Below are 16,767 nucleotides of genomic sequence, written 5' to 3' on the forward strand. Positions count from 1 at the left end.
TCTTAAATGAGTCAACTCTTCTACCTGAAAGAATGTTCTTCTACTAATGACGAAATATCAAAGTTTTTACTTTATGAAAATTCAAATTTTTTAGGATTGCATACTTTTAATCAAACTAAAGGCCGTGGTCAGTATGGTAATGTCTGGACTCCGACTGCCGGAAAAAACCTGGCTTATACGCTGGCAGTGAATACTCAGGACATCTTATGCTCTGATTTTATGCTCAATTATTATACCGCAATGGTTGTCCGGGATTTCCTTGCCAAATTGTCTGACTCAGAGGTAAAAATTAAGTGGCCGAATGATATTATCCTTAAAGGTAAAAAAATCGTTGGAATTTTAATAGAAAAGAAAAAGATTAATCAAAATAATTATTTCATCATAGGAGCCGGAATCAATATTCTTCAGGAAAATTTTGATGAAATATCCAATGCTGGCTCACTTTTCACACAGACAGGCATCTTATTCGACCTTGAAGATGTTGCATTAAATCTTCATGAGTTTTTGTCTGAAAAACTAAAAAACATTCCTTCCGACAAGGAAATTCTGAATGGATTCAATGAAAATCTTTTCAGAAAGGATCTGATCTCTGTATTTGAAATTGAAAAAGCACGACAAAATGGCATCATTCGAAATGTAGATGAGCAAGGGAAGCTTTGGATAGAACTGGAAGACGGGATGCATTCCTTTTATCACAAAGAAGTAAAATTACTCTACTGATTTTATTGATTGGCTCTTTTGATATAAAGATATAGGGTAAGCGGCAAGAACACCATATTAGGCAGCCACATTGCCACCGCTGGAGACAAACTTTTATTTTCCGAAACCACTTTCAGGGCTTCAAATGAAAAGACGAAAATAAAGGCCAATGAGATCCCTATCGCAAGATTGACTCCCAATCCTCCTCTTTTCTTTTGTGATGACAGGGAAAGTGCCAGAAATGTCAGAATAATGATGGAAGCAGGCATTGATGTTCTTTGGTGAAGCTCGTTCAGATAAGAGTTCAGGTTGCTGTTTCCTCTTGCCTTTTCTCTTTCAATAAATTTCAGAAGTTCAGGTGTGGTTTTATTTTGTCCCAAAAGCTCATTCGGGAAAAGCTCTTCGGGTGAATGCCCGTAATTTTTCCTTAATTCTATTCCGTTATTTAGCTTTTCGGTATTGTCTTTATTGATGGTTTTTTCTAAATAGTTATTTAAGACAAACTGTTTTTTGAGCTTATCCCAATATACTTCACTTGCTTTCAGCTCATAAACCATTTTTCTGTCTTTATCAAATTTCTGATAGACAAAGCTTGACCCTCTTTTTTCTCGTTTATTCCAGGAATCGACAAAGATATATTCTGTTTTACTCAGCTGTGAAGAGGCTGGTGCTGTTCCTAAGATCTTTTCTTTGTTGGCAGCGTTATAGGTATATGCTTCCAATTCATTTTTCTTAATATTGGCCCATGGCAGCACCATATGATATACCACAAGAGCAATCAAACCAATAAAAATGGATGTAAACAGATAGGGTTTGGAAAATCTGTGAAAACTAGCTCCACTACTGATAATAGCAACAATTTCTGTGTTATTTGCCATCCTGGAGGTAAAATAAATTACAGAAATAAATACCAGAATGGAAAGGAAGGTCACCACAAGATTAATAATCCAGAAAGGATAAAAATGAACAAGAAAATACATCAGATCCAGCTTCGGATCTATGGCTTTGGCATTTTCTATCCTTGGGATCTTCTGCTGAACATCGATTACCAATACGACTATAGACAATAGCACCAACATGAAACTGAAAGTTCCAAGGTATTTTTTAATGATATATCTGTCTACAATTTTAAGCATAGTCTATTATAGTCTTTGTCTAAGAACCGGCACTACAGATTTTTTCCATTCGTAGAAATCTCCTGCAATGATATGTTCTCTGGCTACTTTTACTAAATCAAGATAGAATGCAAGATTATGAATCGAAGCAATCTGTTTTGCCAGATATTCTTTAGATACAAACAGGTGACGAAGATACGCTTTTGAATATTCACGGTCTACAAAACTGGTCCCAAATTCATCCAAAGGCGAAAAGTCGCGCTTCCATTTTTCATTTTTAAGATTCATCACTCCCTGCCATGTGAAAAGCATTGCATTTCTTGCATTTCTTGTTGGCATTACGCAATCCATCATATCAATTCCCAGTCCGATCGTTTCAAGGATATTCCATGGTGTTCCCACTCCCATCAGATATCTTGGCTTATCTTTCGGAAGGATATCAGTAACTTCATCAGTGATTCTGTACATTTCTTCTTCAGGCTCTCCAACGGAAAGTCCTCCAATAGCATTTCCTTCTGCTCCTGCTTCAGAAATTACTTCTGCAGAAATTTTTCTAAGGTCAGAATAGGTTGATCCCTGAACAATTGGGAAAAGTCTTTGCTTGTACCCGTATAATTCAGGATTATCATTTGTCCATTCAATACATCTTTTCAGCCAACGGTGGGTAAGCTCCATAGATGATTTTGCCTGGTTATATTCACAAGGATAAGGAGTACACTCGTCAAAAGCCATGAAAATATCCGCTCCGATCTGTCTTTGAATCTCCATTGATCTTTCTGGAGAGAACATGTGATAACTTCCGTCAATATGAGATTTGAATCTCGCACCTTCTTCCGTCATTTTTCTGCTGCTGGCTAGTGAAAATACCTGAAACCCTCCTGAATCGGTAAGAATAGGAAGATCCCAGTTCATGAATTTATGTAAACCACCTGCAGCCTGCATCGTCTCCATTCCCGGACGAAGGTAAAGGTGATAAGTATTTCCCAGAATAATCTGAGCTTTAATGTCTTCTTTTAATTCTCTCTGATGAACTGTTTTCACACTTGCTACAGTTCCCACAGGCATAAAAATAGGGGTTTGAATCTTCCCATGATCTGTGGTAATTTCCCCTGCTCTTGCTTTTCCTTCAGAGGTTTTTTCTATATTAAAAAATTTCATCTCTCTACTTTTTTAATTCACTGCTTTTATCAGTGATTTCTATTCTGATAACAGCTTCATATCGTTTTTACCTTACTAAAGGTATTGCAACGCCATTCTGTTTCAGTTTATCCTTTATATATTTATCTGCTTTAGGATCTTTTTTCACCAATATTTCCTGTGCATCGTTGGCGATCCCGTCCATTTCTTCTTTAATTACATAGTATTTGAAACTTCCAACGAAATCATCAGGTTTTACTTTATGTGATTTCAGAACAGCTCTTGTCCCTGCTTCCATATTTTTTTCAGGATACACATAGATAGCCTGATCGTTGATCGCAAGATCTGCAATAATTTCCGCCATCACGTTTTTATCGATCAGATTTTTAGGCTTATCAATATAATCGCCGCACGAAAACAGACTTATCAAAACGAAAATAAAGATCAGCTTTTTCATAGTCTATTGATAATTGATTTCCATTTTAGGTTTAATACTCCAAAAACTGCTTCATGGATAATTCCACCGTTCATTTTGCTTTCTCCTAAAATCCTATTGGTAAATATAATAGGAACTTCTACAATTCTGAACCCTTTTTTAAAAGTTCTGAATTTCATTTCTATCTGAAATCCATAGCCTTTCAATTTCACATTATCCAGTCCTATTTCTTCCAATACTTTTCTTGAAAAGCAGACAAATCCTGCGGTAGTATCGTGAATAGGAAGACCTAGAACAAATCTTACATATTTTGATGCAAAATAGGACAGCAATACCCTTCCCATAGGCCAGTTGACAACATTGACTCCTTTTGAGTAACGGGAACCGATGGCCATGTCAGCATTGATACAGGCTTCAAACAATTTGGGGAGATCAGTTGGATTATGGGAAAAGTCGGCATCCATCTCAAAAATATAATCGTATTTATTTTCGAGTGCCCACTTAAATCCATGGATATATGCCTTTCCCAGTCCATCTTTCACATGTCTTATGGACAGGTGCAGATAGTGTGGATGTTTCTTCTGCAATTCTTTTACAATCTCTGCTGTTCCATCCGGAGAAGTATCATCTACTACCAAGACATGAAAGTCGTCGTCCATTGCAAAAACCGCGGAAATAATATTTTTAATATTTTCCTTTTCGTTATATGTTGGGATAATGACGAGCTTTTTCATTTCAGTTTGCAAAGATAGTTTATTTAACCTTTTTATTTTATACAAAATAATCTATAATTTTGCAAAAATACTTATCGCGGATTAAGCGGATGGACCAGAAACTTGTATTCAACAGATCTGAACAATACGTAAAATCAATAAGAGTAGGTATTTTAGCTGCAAATTCATAGATCAGGTGATAGGAAAATCTGTGCCGGGTTGTGTTATCTGAAGTTAAATAATAAATAAAAAAACTTAAATTTTGCCATCATCACAACACTTCATCAATCATGTAAGAATACCTGAGAATAATGACTGGGTAATTTTTATCCTCGTGGGCTGTATATTTTTATATGTTTTTATGATGAACATCATAGAAAGGGATGCCAGTCTCAAAGATTTTCTGCTTCAGAAATATTTTGATGCCAGCAACAACCTTCCCAGCTGGATTATCACTTCATGTGTGACTACGCTTACGCTGTCTATATTAATTTCACAGTATATTCCTATTGTTCCGAAGTATATTGCCGATCTCCAGCTTTTCGGGTATCAGCTTAATAAATTCGGGTATACTTTGCTGGCTGTACTGTTTTTTTATTTAATAAAATCAACATTAGGGTTTTTATTTTATCAAAGTATAGGGGATGGAAAAAAATGGACTATTTTTTATTTTACCTCCACAAAATTTTATTTCATTCTTTCTTTTTTACTAATAATTCTTTGTGTAGCCCACTATTACTTCCCCATAGACAGAAATAAAATGTTTTTTTATTATTTATGCTTCTTTTCCTTTGTATTCATTTTCAAAGTTTTTTTCTACTTATTTCACAAGAACAAGATTCTTCCCGAGAAATGGTATTATAAATTTTTGTATATTTGCACCCTCCAAATCACACCATTATTATTGCTTTGGAAGTTGTTATTTTTTTAATAAATGTCAATGATGAGAATAAAGTCTATATTGGTTTCTCAACCAGCGCCTAGTGAGTCTTCTCCATACTTGGATATAGCGAAGAAGGAAAAAATAAAGATTGATTTCCGTCCTTTTATCCACGTCGAAGGGGTTGACAATAAAGAGCTCAGAACACAGAAAATAGATCTGACGCAGTATACCGGTATTATTTTTACCAGTAAAAATGCGATTGACCATTACTTCAGACTAGCAGAAGAACTGCGTTTTGCCGTTCCAGATACAATGAGATATATCTGCCAGTCGGAAGCAATTGCCAACTACCTTCAAAAACATATTGTATACAGAAAAAGAAAAATCAGCTTTGGGGAGAAAAACTTCTCAGACCTGCTTCCTCTTTTCAAAAAATTCCCAACTGAAAAATATCTGTTGCCATCTTCAGATGTTCTAAGTTCGGATACTGTAAAAACCATGGATGCATCTAATGTAGACTGGACAAGAGCAATTATGTACCGTACTGTATGCAGCGACCTTACTGATATCAATGCCAAAGATTATGACATGTTGATCTTCTTCAGCCCGCAAGGAATCAAATCGCTACAACAAAACTTCCCTGACTTCAAGCAAGAAGAGACAAAGATCGGTGTTTTTGGAAACACGACTTTGGCAGCTGCAGAAGAAGCAGGATTAAAAGTAGATTTAATGGCGCCTACGAAGGAAACTCCTTCCATGACCATGGCCCTTGAAAAGTATATTAAAGCGCTTCACAAATAGTCTTTACTATAAAAAATACTATCAACCGTCTTTTCAATAAAGGAAAGATGGTTTTTTTTTACCTAAATTTGAACGAAAATTAACATTGAATGAGATCTCTGTGTAAATCACTTACTTTCAGAAAAAAAGTATAAAGACAGATCCTACTCAATAAAAAATTAAAATATACGGATGAAAGCTCCACAGGCAAAAAAAATAGAGAAAATATTAGAAATACACGGCGATAAAAGAGTTGATAATTACTTTTGGCTGAACGAAAGGGAAAACCCCGAAGTCATCAAGTATATTGAAGAAGAAAATGCCTACGAAGAATTCATCATGAAAGATACGGAAACTCTTCAGGAAGAGCTTTTCGAAGAGATGAAAGCCCGTTATAAAAAGGATGATGAGTCTCTTCCCTATTTCTTTAATGGTTATTGGTATATTGTACGCTATGAAGAAGGGAAAGAATATCCTATTTTCTGCAGAAAACACAAAAGCCTAGACAACGAAGAGGAAATTGTACTTGACGTGAATATTTTAGCAGACGGTCAAGATTTCTTTGAAGTAGGAAGTCTAGCCGTAAGTCCTAATAATGAATTGGCCTCTTTTTCTTCAGACAATGTAGGAAGAAGAATTTATACACTCAACTTTAAAAATTTAAAGACAGGGGAAATACTTCAGGATACAATTCCTAATACAACAGGAAAAGCGGTTTGGGCCAATGATAATCAACACGTTTTTTATATCAGAAAAGACAAAAGTCTTCGCGCGTTTCAGGTATACAGACATCAGCTGGGAACAGATTCTTCGGAAGATGTTTTAATCTTTCATGAAAAGGACGATACTTTTGACGTCAATGTATTCAAAACAAAATCAATGCAATATATTTTTATTGCAAGTTCAAGTACGATTTCTGATGAGCATCACTTTATTCCTTCTGACAATGTATTTGCAGAATGGAAAGTGATCCAGCCAAGAATAGACGACCTTGAATATTCTGTAGAGCATTACGAAGATGAATTCTACATTATCACCAATGCTGATGATGCGATCAATTTCAAGATCGTAAAAACCAAGATCAACAACTGTGGTATGGAAAACTGGGTAGATGTTATCCCGCACCGTGCAGAAGTTTTATTGGAAGGTTTTGAAATTTTCAAAGATTATCTGGTACTAGAGGAAAGGGAAAGAGGACTGCTTCAGATCAAAATCATTGATGAAAAAACTCAGGAATCTTATTATTTACCTTTCTCTGACCCTACTTATACTTCGTATATAGGAATCAACCTGGAATTTGATACTGAGATTTTACGTTACGGCTATACCTCTCTTACACAGCCTAGCTCCACTTACGAGTACAACATGAAGGAAAAGACCACCAAACTTCTAAAACAACAGGAAGTACTGGGTGGACAATTTTTTCCTGAAAATTATATTTCAGAAAGAATATGGGCCGACTCCAGAGATGGGGAAACAAAAATCCCAATCTCATTAGTCTATCACAAAGACACCAAAAAATCTGCTGACACTCCACTTCTTCTCTATGGATATGGAAGTTATGGACATACTGTAGATGCTAGTTTTTCAAATGTAAGGTTATCTATTCTGGACAGAGGATTTATTTACGCTATCGCTCACATCCGTGGTGGAGAATATTTGGGAAGAGAATGGTATGAGGATGGAAAAATGTTGTTCAAGAAAAATACGTTCTTCGACTTTATAGATGCAGGGAAATATTTAATCAAAGAAAATTACACTTCATCAAAGCATTTATATGCGATGGGAGGAAGTGCCGGAGGATTATTGGTAGGAGCTGTAGTTAATTATGAGCCTCAGTTATTCAACGGAATTGTAGCACAGGTTCCTTTCGTGGATGTTGTGAGTACAATGCTGGATGACACTATTCCTTTGACAACAGGAGAATATGACGAATGGGGAAATCCAAATGATAAAGAATATTATCATTATATGAAAGACTACTCTCCTTATGATAATGTAGAGGCAAAAGATTATCCACATATGCTGATCACGACGGGATTCCACGATTCTCAGGTACAGTATTGGGAGCCTGCAAAATGGACTGCAAAACTGAGAGAACTAAAAACAAACGATAATATCTTAGTTTTTAAAACTGACATGAGCTCCGGGCATGGGGGTGCCAGCGGAAGATTTGAATCATTGAAAGAAGATGCTTTAGAGTATGCATTTCTTTTAAAGATAAATGATAATTCATAAATGATAAATGATATGAATACAGACAACAATTACAATCAGATGTTTGCACAAAAGACAAAATCTTTAACCATTGCAATCATTAATGAATTGTCTGATATTTCATATTCTGATAAAATATCAAATATAAGGAAACAAGTTTTCAGATCTGTTTCATCCACAGCAAGCAACTATAGAGCAATGTGCAGAGCCAGATCTACCAAAGAAAAATATTCCAAAATATGCATTGTTGTAGAAGAAGCTGATGAAACTTTATTCTGGCTGGAATTAATAGATGAACTCCATATACTAAAAAAAAGAAAATTTAGATATTCTTATTAACGAAGCCAGTGAAATTTTGAAAGTAACCTCTGCCTATAAAAGGAAATTAGGTGAAGAATTAAAGCGTTAAAAATATCAATTATTAATCATCATTTATCAATTATATGAACGAGTCCGAATATTGGAAAAAAATAGAACAGTTTTTCGAAGACAACTTCCAGACTGAAAAGAACCCTCCCATTGAAACCCTTTTATTTCTGATTGGGTTACAAGAACTGGGAAGCGGCCAGCAGAAATATACAAAAGAAGACAAAGTGAACCTGATTCACATTGCAGTCTGCAGGTTACTTGAGCCTTTTGGATATTATAAATTCACACATTATGAAGACGGATGGCCTCAGTTTGATAAACTGGAAGGACTTCCGGAATTGAAGCCCAATGAGCAGTCATTGCTTATGAAAAAGGCAATTATTCAGTATTTTCAGGAAGAAGAACTGATATAAAAATAAAGCTTGGATATTGTCCAAGCTTTTATATTTTACACTACTGGATTTACATTTACTATTCTTAGCTTCATCATCTTATGATTGTAAGATTTCCTCAAGCTGATTCAAACCCATACTAAAACCACCTTCAAATCCCATATCCAATATCTTTTTCATAACTTCCTGAGAATGATAATGGATATTAATGGTCACTTTGGTCCCCTCTTCCACTCCCGTAAAGCCGATCAGCCATTTTGACCTTGGAAAATCTTCATTGATATTTCCTTTTTCATCGCAGAAAGCACTCATCCAGTCAAGACTTCTGTGTTCTCTAATTTCTCCGTACTCAGATTGAGAATACATGGGACCTTTTTCTCCGTTTGGACCTATCATGGTATACATCCAGACTCCTCCTTCTCTGAAATCCTGATGTATCGTTTCACATTTCCAGGGTTTTGGGCCCCACCATTGATCCAATAATTCAGCTTTGGTAAAATAATTCCATACCGTTGAAGGATCAGCTTTGTAAATCTTCATGACATAAATACTGAGCTCTTCAAAATCTTTGTTGAAAATGATATTAGATTCCATAAATAATTATTTTTAATAAAGTTAGCATTTTATTTACTGAGTGGGACTTTTCATATGACAAGTAAAAGATAATTCATAAATAATTGTTAAAAAACACTCTTTTAAGAAAAATAAAACAATTTTTTGGCTCGTTTTTTGTTTATGTAGTCTTAAAACAATTAATTTTAACATTCATCTTCCGAAAACATATATAATTAAATAATGAATAACAAATTCATCCCAATAATTTCAGTGTTTATGACAATCTCACTGATTGTCTTTGTAACGCTCCAATTTTATTGGTTGAAAGGCTATTACGGCGTACTGGAACAGGATTTTTCGAATAAAGTATATGCAGTTTTGGAAAGTACTTCAAAAAATATTGAAGAGATTGAAGCTGACAAATACCTGAATCAGGATTATAAAGATTTCAGGAAAAATATTCTTGCCAACAGCAAGCAGCCGTCTTTAACTACAATTCAGCAGGTAGCAGACTCTGGTACTCAGAGACAAATTATTTATTCCAAAAATATTATTGAAAATACTCAGCTTCCGATTTCCCAAAAAGGAGATTCTATCAAGCTGACTACTTTATATACAGACGAAGCGGCCTACAAAATAAAAAGAGACACTACCAATCGTGAACTTCTTACCACAGACATCAATCAGGAGATTGAAACTGGAGACTACTCCATGAAAGAGTTTGTGAAAGTATATGGAAACAACCTTCCCATCACCAAAAGAGTAGATCCCAAAACACTTGATTCCGTCATTGCTAAAGAACTTAAAATAAGAGGCATCACTGCCAAGTTCGGATATGGAGTCTTAGACCGCAGCAATAAACTGACAAGCATTGTAAATAAGGCATACAAGGAGAAAAAGGACAGCAATATCTATAGTTTTCCTCTTTTTGCTGATAAAAAAAATACGCTATACAGTCTCGCATTGGTTTTCCCTAAAAAAGAATATTCTCTGGCGATGAACAACTGGCCGATGCTGCTAGGAACATTCCTTTCTCTTCTTACTATTCTTGGGATTTATATTATTTCCATCAATTATATGATGAGGCAGAAAAAGCTTGCTGAAGTAAAAACAGACTTCATCAACAATATGTCCCACGAATTTAAAACACCATTAGCCACCATTTCTGTAGCCACAGATTCTTTAGCTAATGATAAGATTGCCACCAACCCGGATAAGGTAAAGTATTATTCGGAGCTGATCAAGCAGGAGAACTTAAGGATGAAAAAGCAGGTGGAAAACATTCTGAATATGTCTAAGCTTGAAAGAAATGAAGTCGAATTGTTTTTAAAAGAAGCCAATGTAAGAGAACTGATTAAAAAAACAACGGAATCTTTCAATCTGATTGTACAGCAAAGAAACGGAACCCTTACACAGAAATTCAATGCGACTCATTATATTTTTAAAATAGACGAATTCCATATCTCAAATATGCTGGTCAACCTGCTGGATAATGCCAATAAGTATTCTCCAGAAGCACCGGAAATACATGTGGAAACCAAAAATGAAGGTCATTGGTATGTCATTCAGATTTCCGATAAAGGAATGGGAATGGATACTCAGAATAAAACCAAAATTTTCGAAAAATTCTTCAGAGAGGAAACCGGAAATATTCACAATGTAAAAGGACAGGGATTAGGGCTTTCCTACGTAAAGAAAATTGTAGAACTGCACAAAGGCGAGATTATCGTAGAATCTCATAAAGGAAAAGGGAGTACGTTCACGATAAAACTACCGATGAGCTAGAAAAGAATATCAATGATCGATGATAAACCATAAATGATAAAAGGCCGATTTCAAAATCAATTATCATTTATCATTCATCAATCATCAATTATGAGAAATTAAACCAAATATCAAAATATAGAAGATAGAGTGAGAAAGTTCATTCTTAATTGTTAATTATTAATTATTAAAAGTTATGAGCAACAGAATATTATTAGTAGAGGACGATCAGAGTTTCGGGGCGGTGCTTAAAGATTATTTGACAATCAATAATTTTGAAGTAACACTTGCCATTGATGGAGAGCAGGGACTTAAAGAATTCACAGAAAATGAATTCGACATCTGCATATTCGACGTAATGATGCCAAAAAAAGACGGATTTTCATTGGCTGAAGATGTAAAAAAGATTGATAAAAATACCCCAATCATATTCCTTACCGCAAGAAATATGAGAGAAGATATTTTGAAGGGCTATCAGTTGGGCGCTGATGATTATATCACCAAGCCTTTTGATACTGAGCTTCTTTTATACAAAATAAAGGCTATTCTTCAGAGAAGTTCTACATTGGAAAATGAGGAGCAGGAGCAGTTCAAGATCAGCAATATTTTCTTTGACTCTATGTTGAGACAATTGAAAGTGGGTGATAAAGAATACAAGCTTTCTCCTAAAGAAAATGAATTATTGAAGCTTCTTTGTATTCATAGAAATGATTTCATGCCTAGAGATCTTGCTTTAAGAAAGATCTGGAAAAAAGAAAATTACTTTACAGCAAGAAGTATGGACGTGTATATTGCAAAGCTTCGTAAATTATTAAAAGATGACGAAGGATTGGAAATTATCAACGTTCACGGAGAAGGATTCAGACTTTTGGTAAAAAATTAATCCGAAAATCGAATTATAAATATAAAATTAGCAAAACATTTGAAAATGTTTTGCTAATTTTGTTTCATACCCATGGATATGAAGAATACATTTATAGGTTTGATCACCGTATCACTATTAGCTACATCCTGTAAAAAGGATGAAAGAGCAACTTATTTAAAAGAAGAAGCCAACGCTGGACAGCCCAGCGTAGCCCTTAATACCACCTCAAAAACAGCTCTGATGGACCAGGCAGGTATTCAATCTACCCCCGCTCCATCTCCAATGGCTACTGCACCCGGCATGAATCCTCCACACGGACAACCCGGACACCGATGCGATATTCAGGTGGGACAACCCTTAAATAGTGCTCCTGCAGCCACTCCTGCGCCACAAAATATAAACACAGGCGGAAATAAAGTCATCCAGATTGATCCTAATGCAATGTCACCAGGAAAAGTCACAATTGACAACTCCGGAAAACAAGTAAAGACAGCTCCAGGAATGAACCCTCCACACGGGCAGCCGGGACACCGATGTGATATTGCGGTAGGACAGCCATTAAGCAGTAAACCGGCTCCAGCCGCTCAGCCAGCTCAGAATGTAATACAGACAACCCCAGCTCCTGCACCTGCTGCACAGAACCTTGCTATGGGTGAAAAACCGAAATTAAACCCAGCACATGGAGCACCATGGCACAGCTGTTCTCTAAAAGTTGGTGATCCTTTGCCATAAATTTTGTATTTTTGCAGAAATGAAGCTGTTTCACATACTTGCAATCGTGTTTTGCTTGGGAGTTTTTTTAATTCCCAAGGATAACTTCTATGCGCAAGGGATGCAGGAAACATGCTGTAAAGCAGAATCTTCAAAAAAAAGTGACTGTTGCAAAAATCATTCTTCAAAAGAAGGAAGCAAAGATGACAAAACAAAATCATGCAATGACGACTGCTGTTCATCATGTGTTGCCTGCTATACCTTTATTGAAACTCCTTTCTCAAAAAACTTACGTCTGGAACTGTCTTATTACAAAGCGAATAAGAATCCTCAGTTTCAATATTCAGATCCTTATCTTTCAGATAGTTTAAAGGAAATCTGGCAGCCGCCCAAAATAGGTTAATTAAAATATCGCGCGTTCATTATACTACTTAATGGATTGTTTTTTAATTAATTTAAACTTTAAACAAAATGAAATTACATATTTCCAGGTTTATACTTGGTGCATTATTCCTATTTACACAATTTATATCTGCTCAAACACTTTCAAAAAACCAGTTCAAGGTAAAAGGGAACTGCGAAATGTGCAAAACAAGAATTGAAAGTGCAGCTAAAAAAGCAGGTGCAAAAACAGCAGTATACTCTGTTGATCTTCAGACATTAACTTTAGAAACGGACGATGTATCTACCGATGACATTCTAAAAAAAGTAGCTGAAGCAGGTCATGATAACGAAAAATTCAAAGCTTCTGACAGCACCTATGAAGGACTTCCGGGATGTTGCCATTACGACAGAGATGCACAGCTTTCACAAGCAGAACCTCATCATGAGCACCATGCAGATGCTAATGTTTCCGCTAAAAAAGAAAATGAATTCTACGTAAGAGGAAACTGTGCTTCATGTAAAGCCAGAATTGAAAAAGCATCAAAAGATGCTGGTGCCAACACTGCAGAATGGAATGCAGAGAAACAAATAGTTACCTTAAATTTTGACCCGTCAAAAACCTCATCGGATAAGATTTTAAAAGCAATTGCTGATGCGGGTCATGATAATGAAAAATATAAGGCTTCAGATTCTGTATACAATGGGCTTCCGGGGTGTTGTCTGTATGACAGAGACTTTACTTTTGGTGAGGCTAATCCCAAAGTACATTATGAAGAAGGAGCGAAACATGAAGATCATAAAGACCATGAAATTTCACCCGCTAAAGAGGATCATTCTCAACATGAAAAAAATATTGACGGTGTTGTCGTAACAGGTTCTAAGGCAGCAACAGCTTTGAGTAAAAAAGAAGCCGGACTTGTTTTTAATATTGATAAAAAAGAGCTATTAAAGGCCGCTTGTTGTAACCTGTCTGAAAGTTTCGAAACCAATGCCACCGTTGACGTTTCTTTCAGCAATGCCGTTACAGGAACAAAACAGCTGAAAATGCTTGGTCTGGATCAAAAATATACCAGCCTAACAAAAGAACAATTACCTGAAATCAGAGGATTGGCTTCTGCCTATGGTTTAAATTTTATTCCGGGAAGATGGATTGAAAGCATTCAGCTTACTAAAGGAGGAAGTACTGTAACGAACGGTTATGAAAGTATCACAGGACAGATCAATACCGAACTTTTGAAGAATGCAAAGACTCCTGAAACGTCATTGAATCTTTTTTCTGACTTCAATGGAAGAGCAGAGATAAATATTACCAATGTTTCTCCTATTAACGATAAATGGTCACAAACTTTCCTTCTTCACGGAAACGGAACATTCGGAAACACGGATATGAATGATGACGGTTTTCTGGACAGACCGAAAGGAACACAGATCAATGCAGCTTATTTGCTGAATTATAATGATCTTGAAAAGTCAGGCTTCGGATCTCATTTCGGAATTAATTTTATCAGAGATGAAAGAACTGCAGGACAGGTTAGTTTTGATAAAAAACTTGGTCAGGACAAGCAGCCTTTTTATGGGGTAGGAATTGATATTTCAAGATTCCAGGTTTGGAATAAAACAGGGTATGTTTTTAAAGGAAAGCCTTACCAGAGTATTGGCTGGATGAACCAGTATGTATATCACCAACAGGACAGCTTCTTTGGATTGAGAAATTATGCAGGACAGCAGCACACGTATTATTCCAATTTAATTTTTGAAAGCATCATTGGAAATACCAATCATAAGTATAAAGCTGGTGCAAGTTTCTTATATGATGGTTATAAAGAAACATATTTAACGAACGACCTGAGAAGAAATGAAATTGTCCCGGGAATCTTTGCCGAATATACTTTAACAGGCTTAAAATATACATTGGTAGCAGGAACGAGAGTAGATTTTCATAATCTGGCAGGCACTCAGTTTACACCAAGACTAAATTTCAAGTATGATTTTACGCCCCAGACTATTTTAAGACTTTCTGCGGGAAGAGGATTCAGAACAGCGAATGTATTTGCGGAAAGCCAGCAGTATTTTGCATCGAACAGAGCAATTAATATTGTATCCAACGGAGGAAATATTTATGGATTAAGACCTGAAATTGCATGGAATTATGGGGCAAGCTTACAACAGGAATTTAAGTTATTCGGAAGAAAATCCAGCATTATTGCCGACTTCTTCAGAACAGATTTCCAGGATCAGGTATTGGTAGATTTAGATAAATCTCCTCAACAGTTGACATTCTATAACCTGGAAGGAAAATCCTTTGCTAATTCATTCCAAACGCAGTGGGATTTTACTCCTTTCAAAAATTTTGATGTAAGGCTAGCTTATAAGTATTATGATGTACAGGCTGATTATATCGGAGGAAGAAGAGAAGTTCCTTTTATGGCTAAGCACAGAGGATTTGTGAATTTAGCCTATTCAACCAACAAGAATAACAATGGAGGATTCTGGAGCTTTGATACGACTTTAAACTGGGTTGGAAAGCAAAGACTTCCCGATACATCAACTAATCCGGCAGAGTTTCAGTTACCAACGTATTCTGAATCTTACGCGGTTCTTAATGCTCAGATCTCAAGAAATTTCAATAAAAAAATCAGAGCTTATGTAGGAGGAGAAAACCTGACTTCTTATTATCAGAAAAATGCGATTGTTGATTTTAAAAATCCTTTCGGAAATTATTTTGATGGAGGAATGGTCTATGCACCCATTATGAAGGCTAACTTCTATGTGGGACTGGATGTGACGTTTTAAATCCCTGAATAGAAGAAACAAAGCCTTATAGGCTTATGCAACCAATAAAGTTCACATCAGATTTTAAATAGTAGAAAACAGTATCAGATTGATACTGTTTTTTCATTTTTATTAAAAAAAATCATCATCAAATCAAAAAAATACTATATTTACACTTTCTTATATGTATGAACATACCTAATCAGGATTTTACAATTGATCATAACAGCAAACTCCCTCTGCATGTACAGGTAGAGGAGCTTTTCCGTAAACTAATCCAAATGGAGGTTTATAAAAAAGGGGCTTTATTACCTAAAGAAGTTGATCTTGCCAATCTGTGGGGAGTTTCCAGGAACACCATTCGTCAGGCGACTAACAAGCTTGAGAATGAAGGTTTGATCCTTCGCAAAAAAGGGATCGGAACCCGTGTTGCTGAAAAGAAAAGCCTGGTAACCGGTCTGGATCACTGGTACAGTTTTACCAGAGAGATGCAGGAAAAGGGAATCCACGTCATCAATCAGTTATTAAAAACAACTATGGTACAGCCTAATGAGGAGATCTGTAATTTCTTTCATTGCACACCGGATAAAAAAATATTCAAGCTATCCAAGTTAAAAGGGGAAAGCTCGGGAGACCCGATCGTTTATTTTGAAAGCTATTTTCACCCAAGAATAGGTCTGGACAAAGGTGATGACTTCAATATGCCATTATACAGTATGCTGCAGGAGCATCACGGGGTAACCGTACATCGTTCCAGGGAAAATATAAGTGCTTGCCAGGCTGGAGCTGTAATAGGGAAAAAACTGAAAGTCTCTGCCTCTTTTCCTGTATTGAAACGGGAGCGCTTTGTATATGATATCAACGGAAAACCTGTAGAATATAATGTAGGATACTACCGTTCTGATAAATTTACTTATACAATAGATATTAATAAATCTCCGGGAAATTAATCCCTTTTTTAAAATTTAATATGTT

General features: G+C 35.9%; 17 protein-coding genes. 12 read left to right on the forward strand and 5 right to left on the reverse strand.

The genetic code is table 11. The features are described from left to right. Window positions 1-6: 6 nt before the first annotated feature. Window positions 7-720, forward strand: a complete 714-nt coding sequence (locus AC07UM_RS11230; protein ID WP_494683419.1) for a biotin--[acetyl-CoA-carboxylase] ligase — start codon at window positions 7-9, stop codon at window positions 718-720. Between the two features lie 2 nt (window positions 721-722). Here AC07UM_RS11230 and AC07UM_RS11235 read toward each other — a convergent pair whose 3' ends face one another. From AC07UM_RS11235 to AC07UM_RS11250, 4 genes are all read right to left on the reverse strand, one after another. Continuing rightward, window positions 723-1,835 carry an LptF/LptG family permease gene (locus AC07UM_RS11235; RefSeq protein ID WP_236852077.1) on the reverse strand — a complete coding sequence of 371 codons (1,113 nt, stop codon included), beginning with the start codon at window positions 1,833-1,835 and terminating at the stop codon, window positions 723-725. A gap of 6 nt (window positions 1,836-1,841) precedes the next feature. Next, window positions 1,842-2,972 carry a tRNA guanosine(34) transglycosylase Tgt gene (gene tgt, locus AC07UM_RS11240; RefSeq protein ID WP_494683418.1) on the reverse strand — a complete coding sequence of 377 codons (1,131 nt, stop codon included), beginning with the start codon at window positions 2,970-2,972 and terminating at the stop codon, window positions 1,842-1,844. A 67-nt stretch (window positions 2,973-3,039) separates the two neighbouring features. Next, window positions 3,040-3,408, reverse strand: coding sequence for a DUF4296 domain-containing protein (locus tag AC07UM_RS11245; RefSeq protein ID WP_494683417.1), 369 nt, complete (start codon window positions 3,406-3,408; stop codon window positions 3,040-3,042). Next, the gene (locus AC07UM_RS11250; RefSeq protein WP_236852080.1) at window positions 3,405-4,121 is read right to left on the reverse strand and encodes a polyprenol monophosphomannose synthase; all 717 of its coding nucleotides are present in this window, start codon (window positions 4,119-4,121) and stop codon (window positions 3,405-3,407) included. The genes AC07UM_RS11245 and AC07UM_RS11250 overlap by 4 nt, the downstream gene beginning before the upstream one ends. A 241-nt stretch (window positions 4,122-4,362) precedes the next feature. On the opposite strand from AC07UM_RS11250, the gene AC07UM_RS11255 reads away from it, so the two are divergent. The 5 genes from AC07UM_RS11255 to AC07UM_RS11275 all read left to right on the forward strand — a co-directional run bounded on the left by AC07UM_RS11255 (window position 4,363) and on the right by AC07UM_RS11275 (window position 8,762). Then, on the forward strand, window positions 4,363-5,031 hold the full coding sequence (locus tag AC07UM_RS11255; RefSeq protein WP_494683416.1) for a DUF4271 domain-containing protein: 669 nt from the start codon (window positions 4,363-4,365) through the stop codon (window positions 5,029-5,031). A 12-nt stretch (window positions 5,032-5,043) separates the two neighbouring features. After that, window positions 5,044-5,784 (forward strand): uroporphyrinogen-III synthase, encoded by a 741-nt coding sequence (locus AC07UM_RS11260; RefSeq protein WP_109737905.1) that lies wholly within the window; start codon window positions 5,044-5,046, stop codon window positions 5,782-5,784. 171 nt (window positions 5,785-5,955) lie between these two features. After that, on the forward strand, window positions 5,956-8,001 hold the full coding sequence (locus tag AC07UM_RS11265; RefSeq protein WP_494683415.1) for a S9 family peptidase: 2,046 nt from the start codon (window positions 5,956-5,958) through the stop codon (window positions 7,999-8,001). Window positions 8,002-8,013: 12 nt separating this feature from the next. Beyond that, the gene (locus tag AC07UM_RS11270; protein ID WP_494683414.1) at window positions 8,014-8,319 is read left to right on the forward strand and encodes a four helix bundle protein; all 306 of its coding nucleotides are present in this window, start codon (window positions 8,014-8,016) and stop codon (window positions 8,317-8,319) included. Between the two features lie 104 nt (window positions 8,320-8,423). Next, window positions 8,424-8,762 carry a hypothetical protein gene (locus tag AC07UM_RS11275; RefSeq protein ID WP_494683413.1) on the forward strand — a complete coding sequence of 113 codons (339 nt, stop codon included), beginning with the start codon at window positions 8,424-8,426 and terminating at the stop codon, window positions 8,760-8,762. A 78-nt stretch (window positions 8,763-8,840) separates the two neighbouring features. Here the strand turns inward: AC07UM_RS11275 and AC07UM_RS11280 are convergent, their stop codons facing one another. Then, window positions 8,841-9,335, reverse strand: a complete 495-nt coding sequence (locus AC07UM_RS11280; protein WP_494683412.1) for an SRPBCC family protein — start codon at window positions 9,333-9,335, stop codon at window positions 8,841-8,843. A 201-nt stretch (window positions 9,336-9,536) separates the two neighbouring features. On the opposite strand from AC07UM_RS11280, the gene AC07UM_RS11285 reads away from it, so the two are divergent. The 6 genes from AC07UM_RS11285 (at window position 9,537) to AC07UM_RS11310 (ending at window position 16,742) form a co-directional block, all read left to right on the forward strand. Further along, window positions 9,537-11,081, forward strand: coding sequence for a sensor histidine kinase (locus tag AC07UM_RS11285; protein WP_494683411.1), 1,545 nt, complete (start codon window positions 9,537-9,539; stop codon window positions 11,079-11,081). A 175-nt stretch (window positions 11,082-11,256) separates the two neighbouring features. After that, window positions 11,257-11,943 (forward strand): response regulator transcription factor, encoded by a 687-nt coding sequence (locus AC07UM_RS11290; RefSeq protein ID WP_103231104.1) that lies wholly within the window; start codon window positions 11,257-11,259, stop codon window positions 11,941-11,943. A gap of 72 nt (window positions 11,944-12,015) precedes the next feature. Further along, on the forward strand, window positions 12,016-12,657 hold the full coding sequence (locus AC07UM_RS11295) for a hypothetical protein (protein WP_494683410.1): 642 nt from the start codon (window positions 12,016-12,018) through the stop codon (window positions 12,655-12,657). Window positions 12,658-12,703: 46 nt separating this feature from the next. Further along, window positions 12,704-13,039: a hypothetical protein gene (locus tag AC07UM_RS11300; RefSeq protein ID WP_228447821.1), complete on the forward strand. Its 336-nt coding sequence runs from the start codon at window positions 12,704-12,706 to the stop codon at window positions 13,037-13,039. A 68-nt stretch (window positions 13,040-13,107) separates the two neighbouring features. Further along, on the forward strand, window positions 13,108-15,813 hold the full coding sequence (locus AC07UM_RS11305) for a TonB-dependent receptor domain-containing protein (RefSeq protein WP_494683409.1): 2,706 nt from the start codon (window positions 13,108-13,110) through the stop codon (window positions 15,811-15,813). A 167-nt stretch (window positions 15,814-15,980) separates the two neighbouring features. Further along, a complete protein-coding gene (locus tag AC07UM_RS11310; protein WP_494683408.1) occupies window positions 15,981-16,742 on the forward strand; it encodes a GntR family transcriptional regulator in 762 nt (253 codons plus the stop codon). The last annotated feature ends 25 nt before the right edge of the window (window positions 16,743-16,767 follow it).

The sequence above is a fragment of the Chryseobacterium sp. GW821-FHT04C04 genome (genome assembly GCF_059420365.1).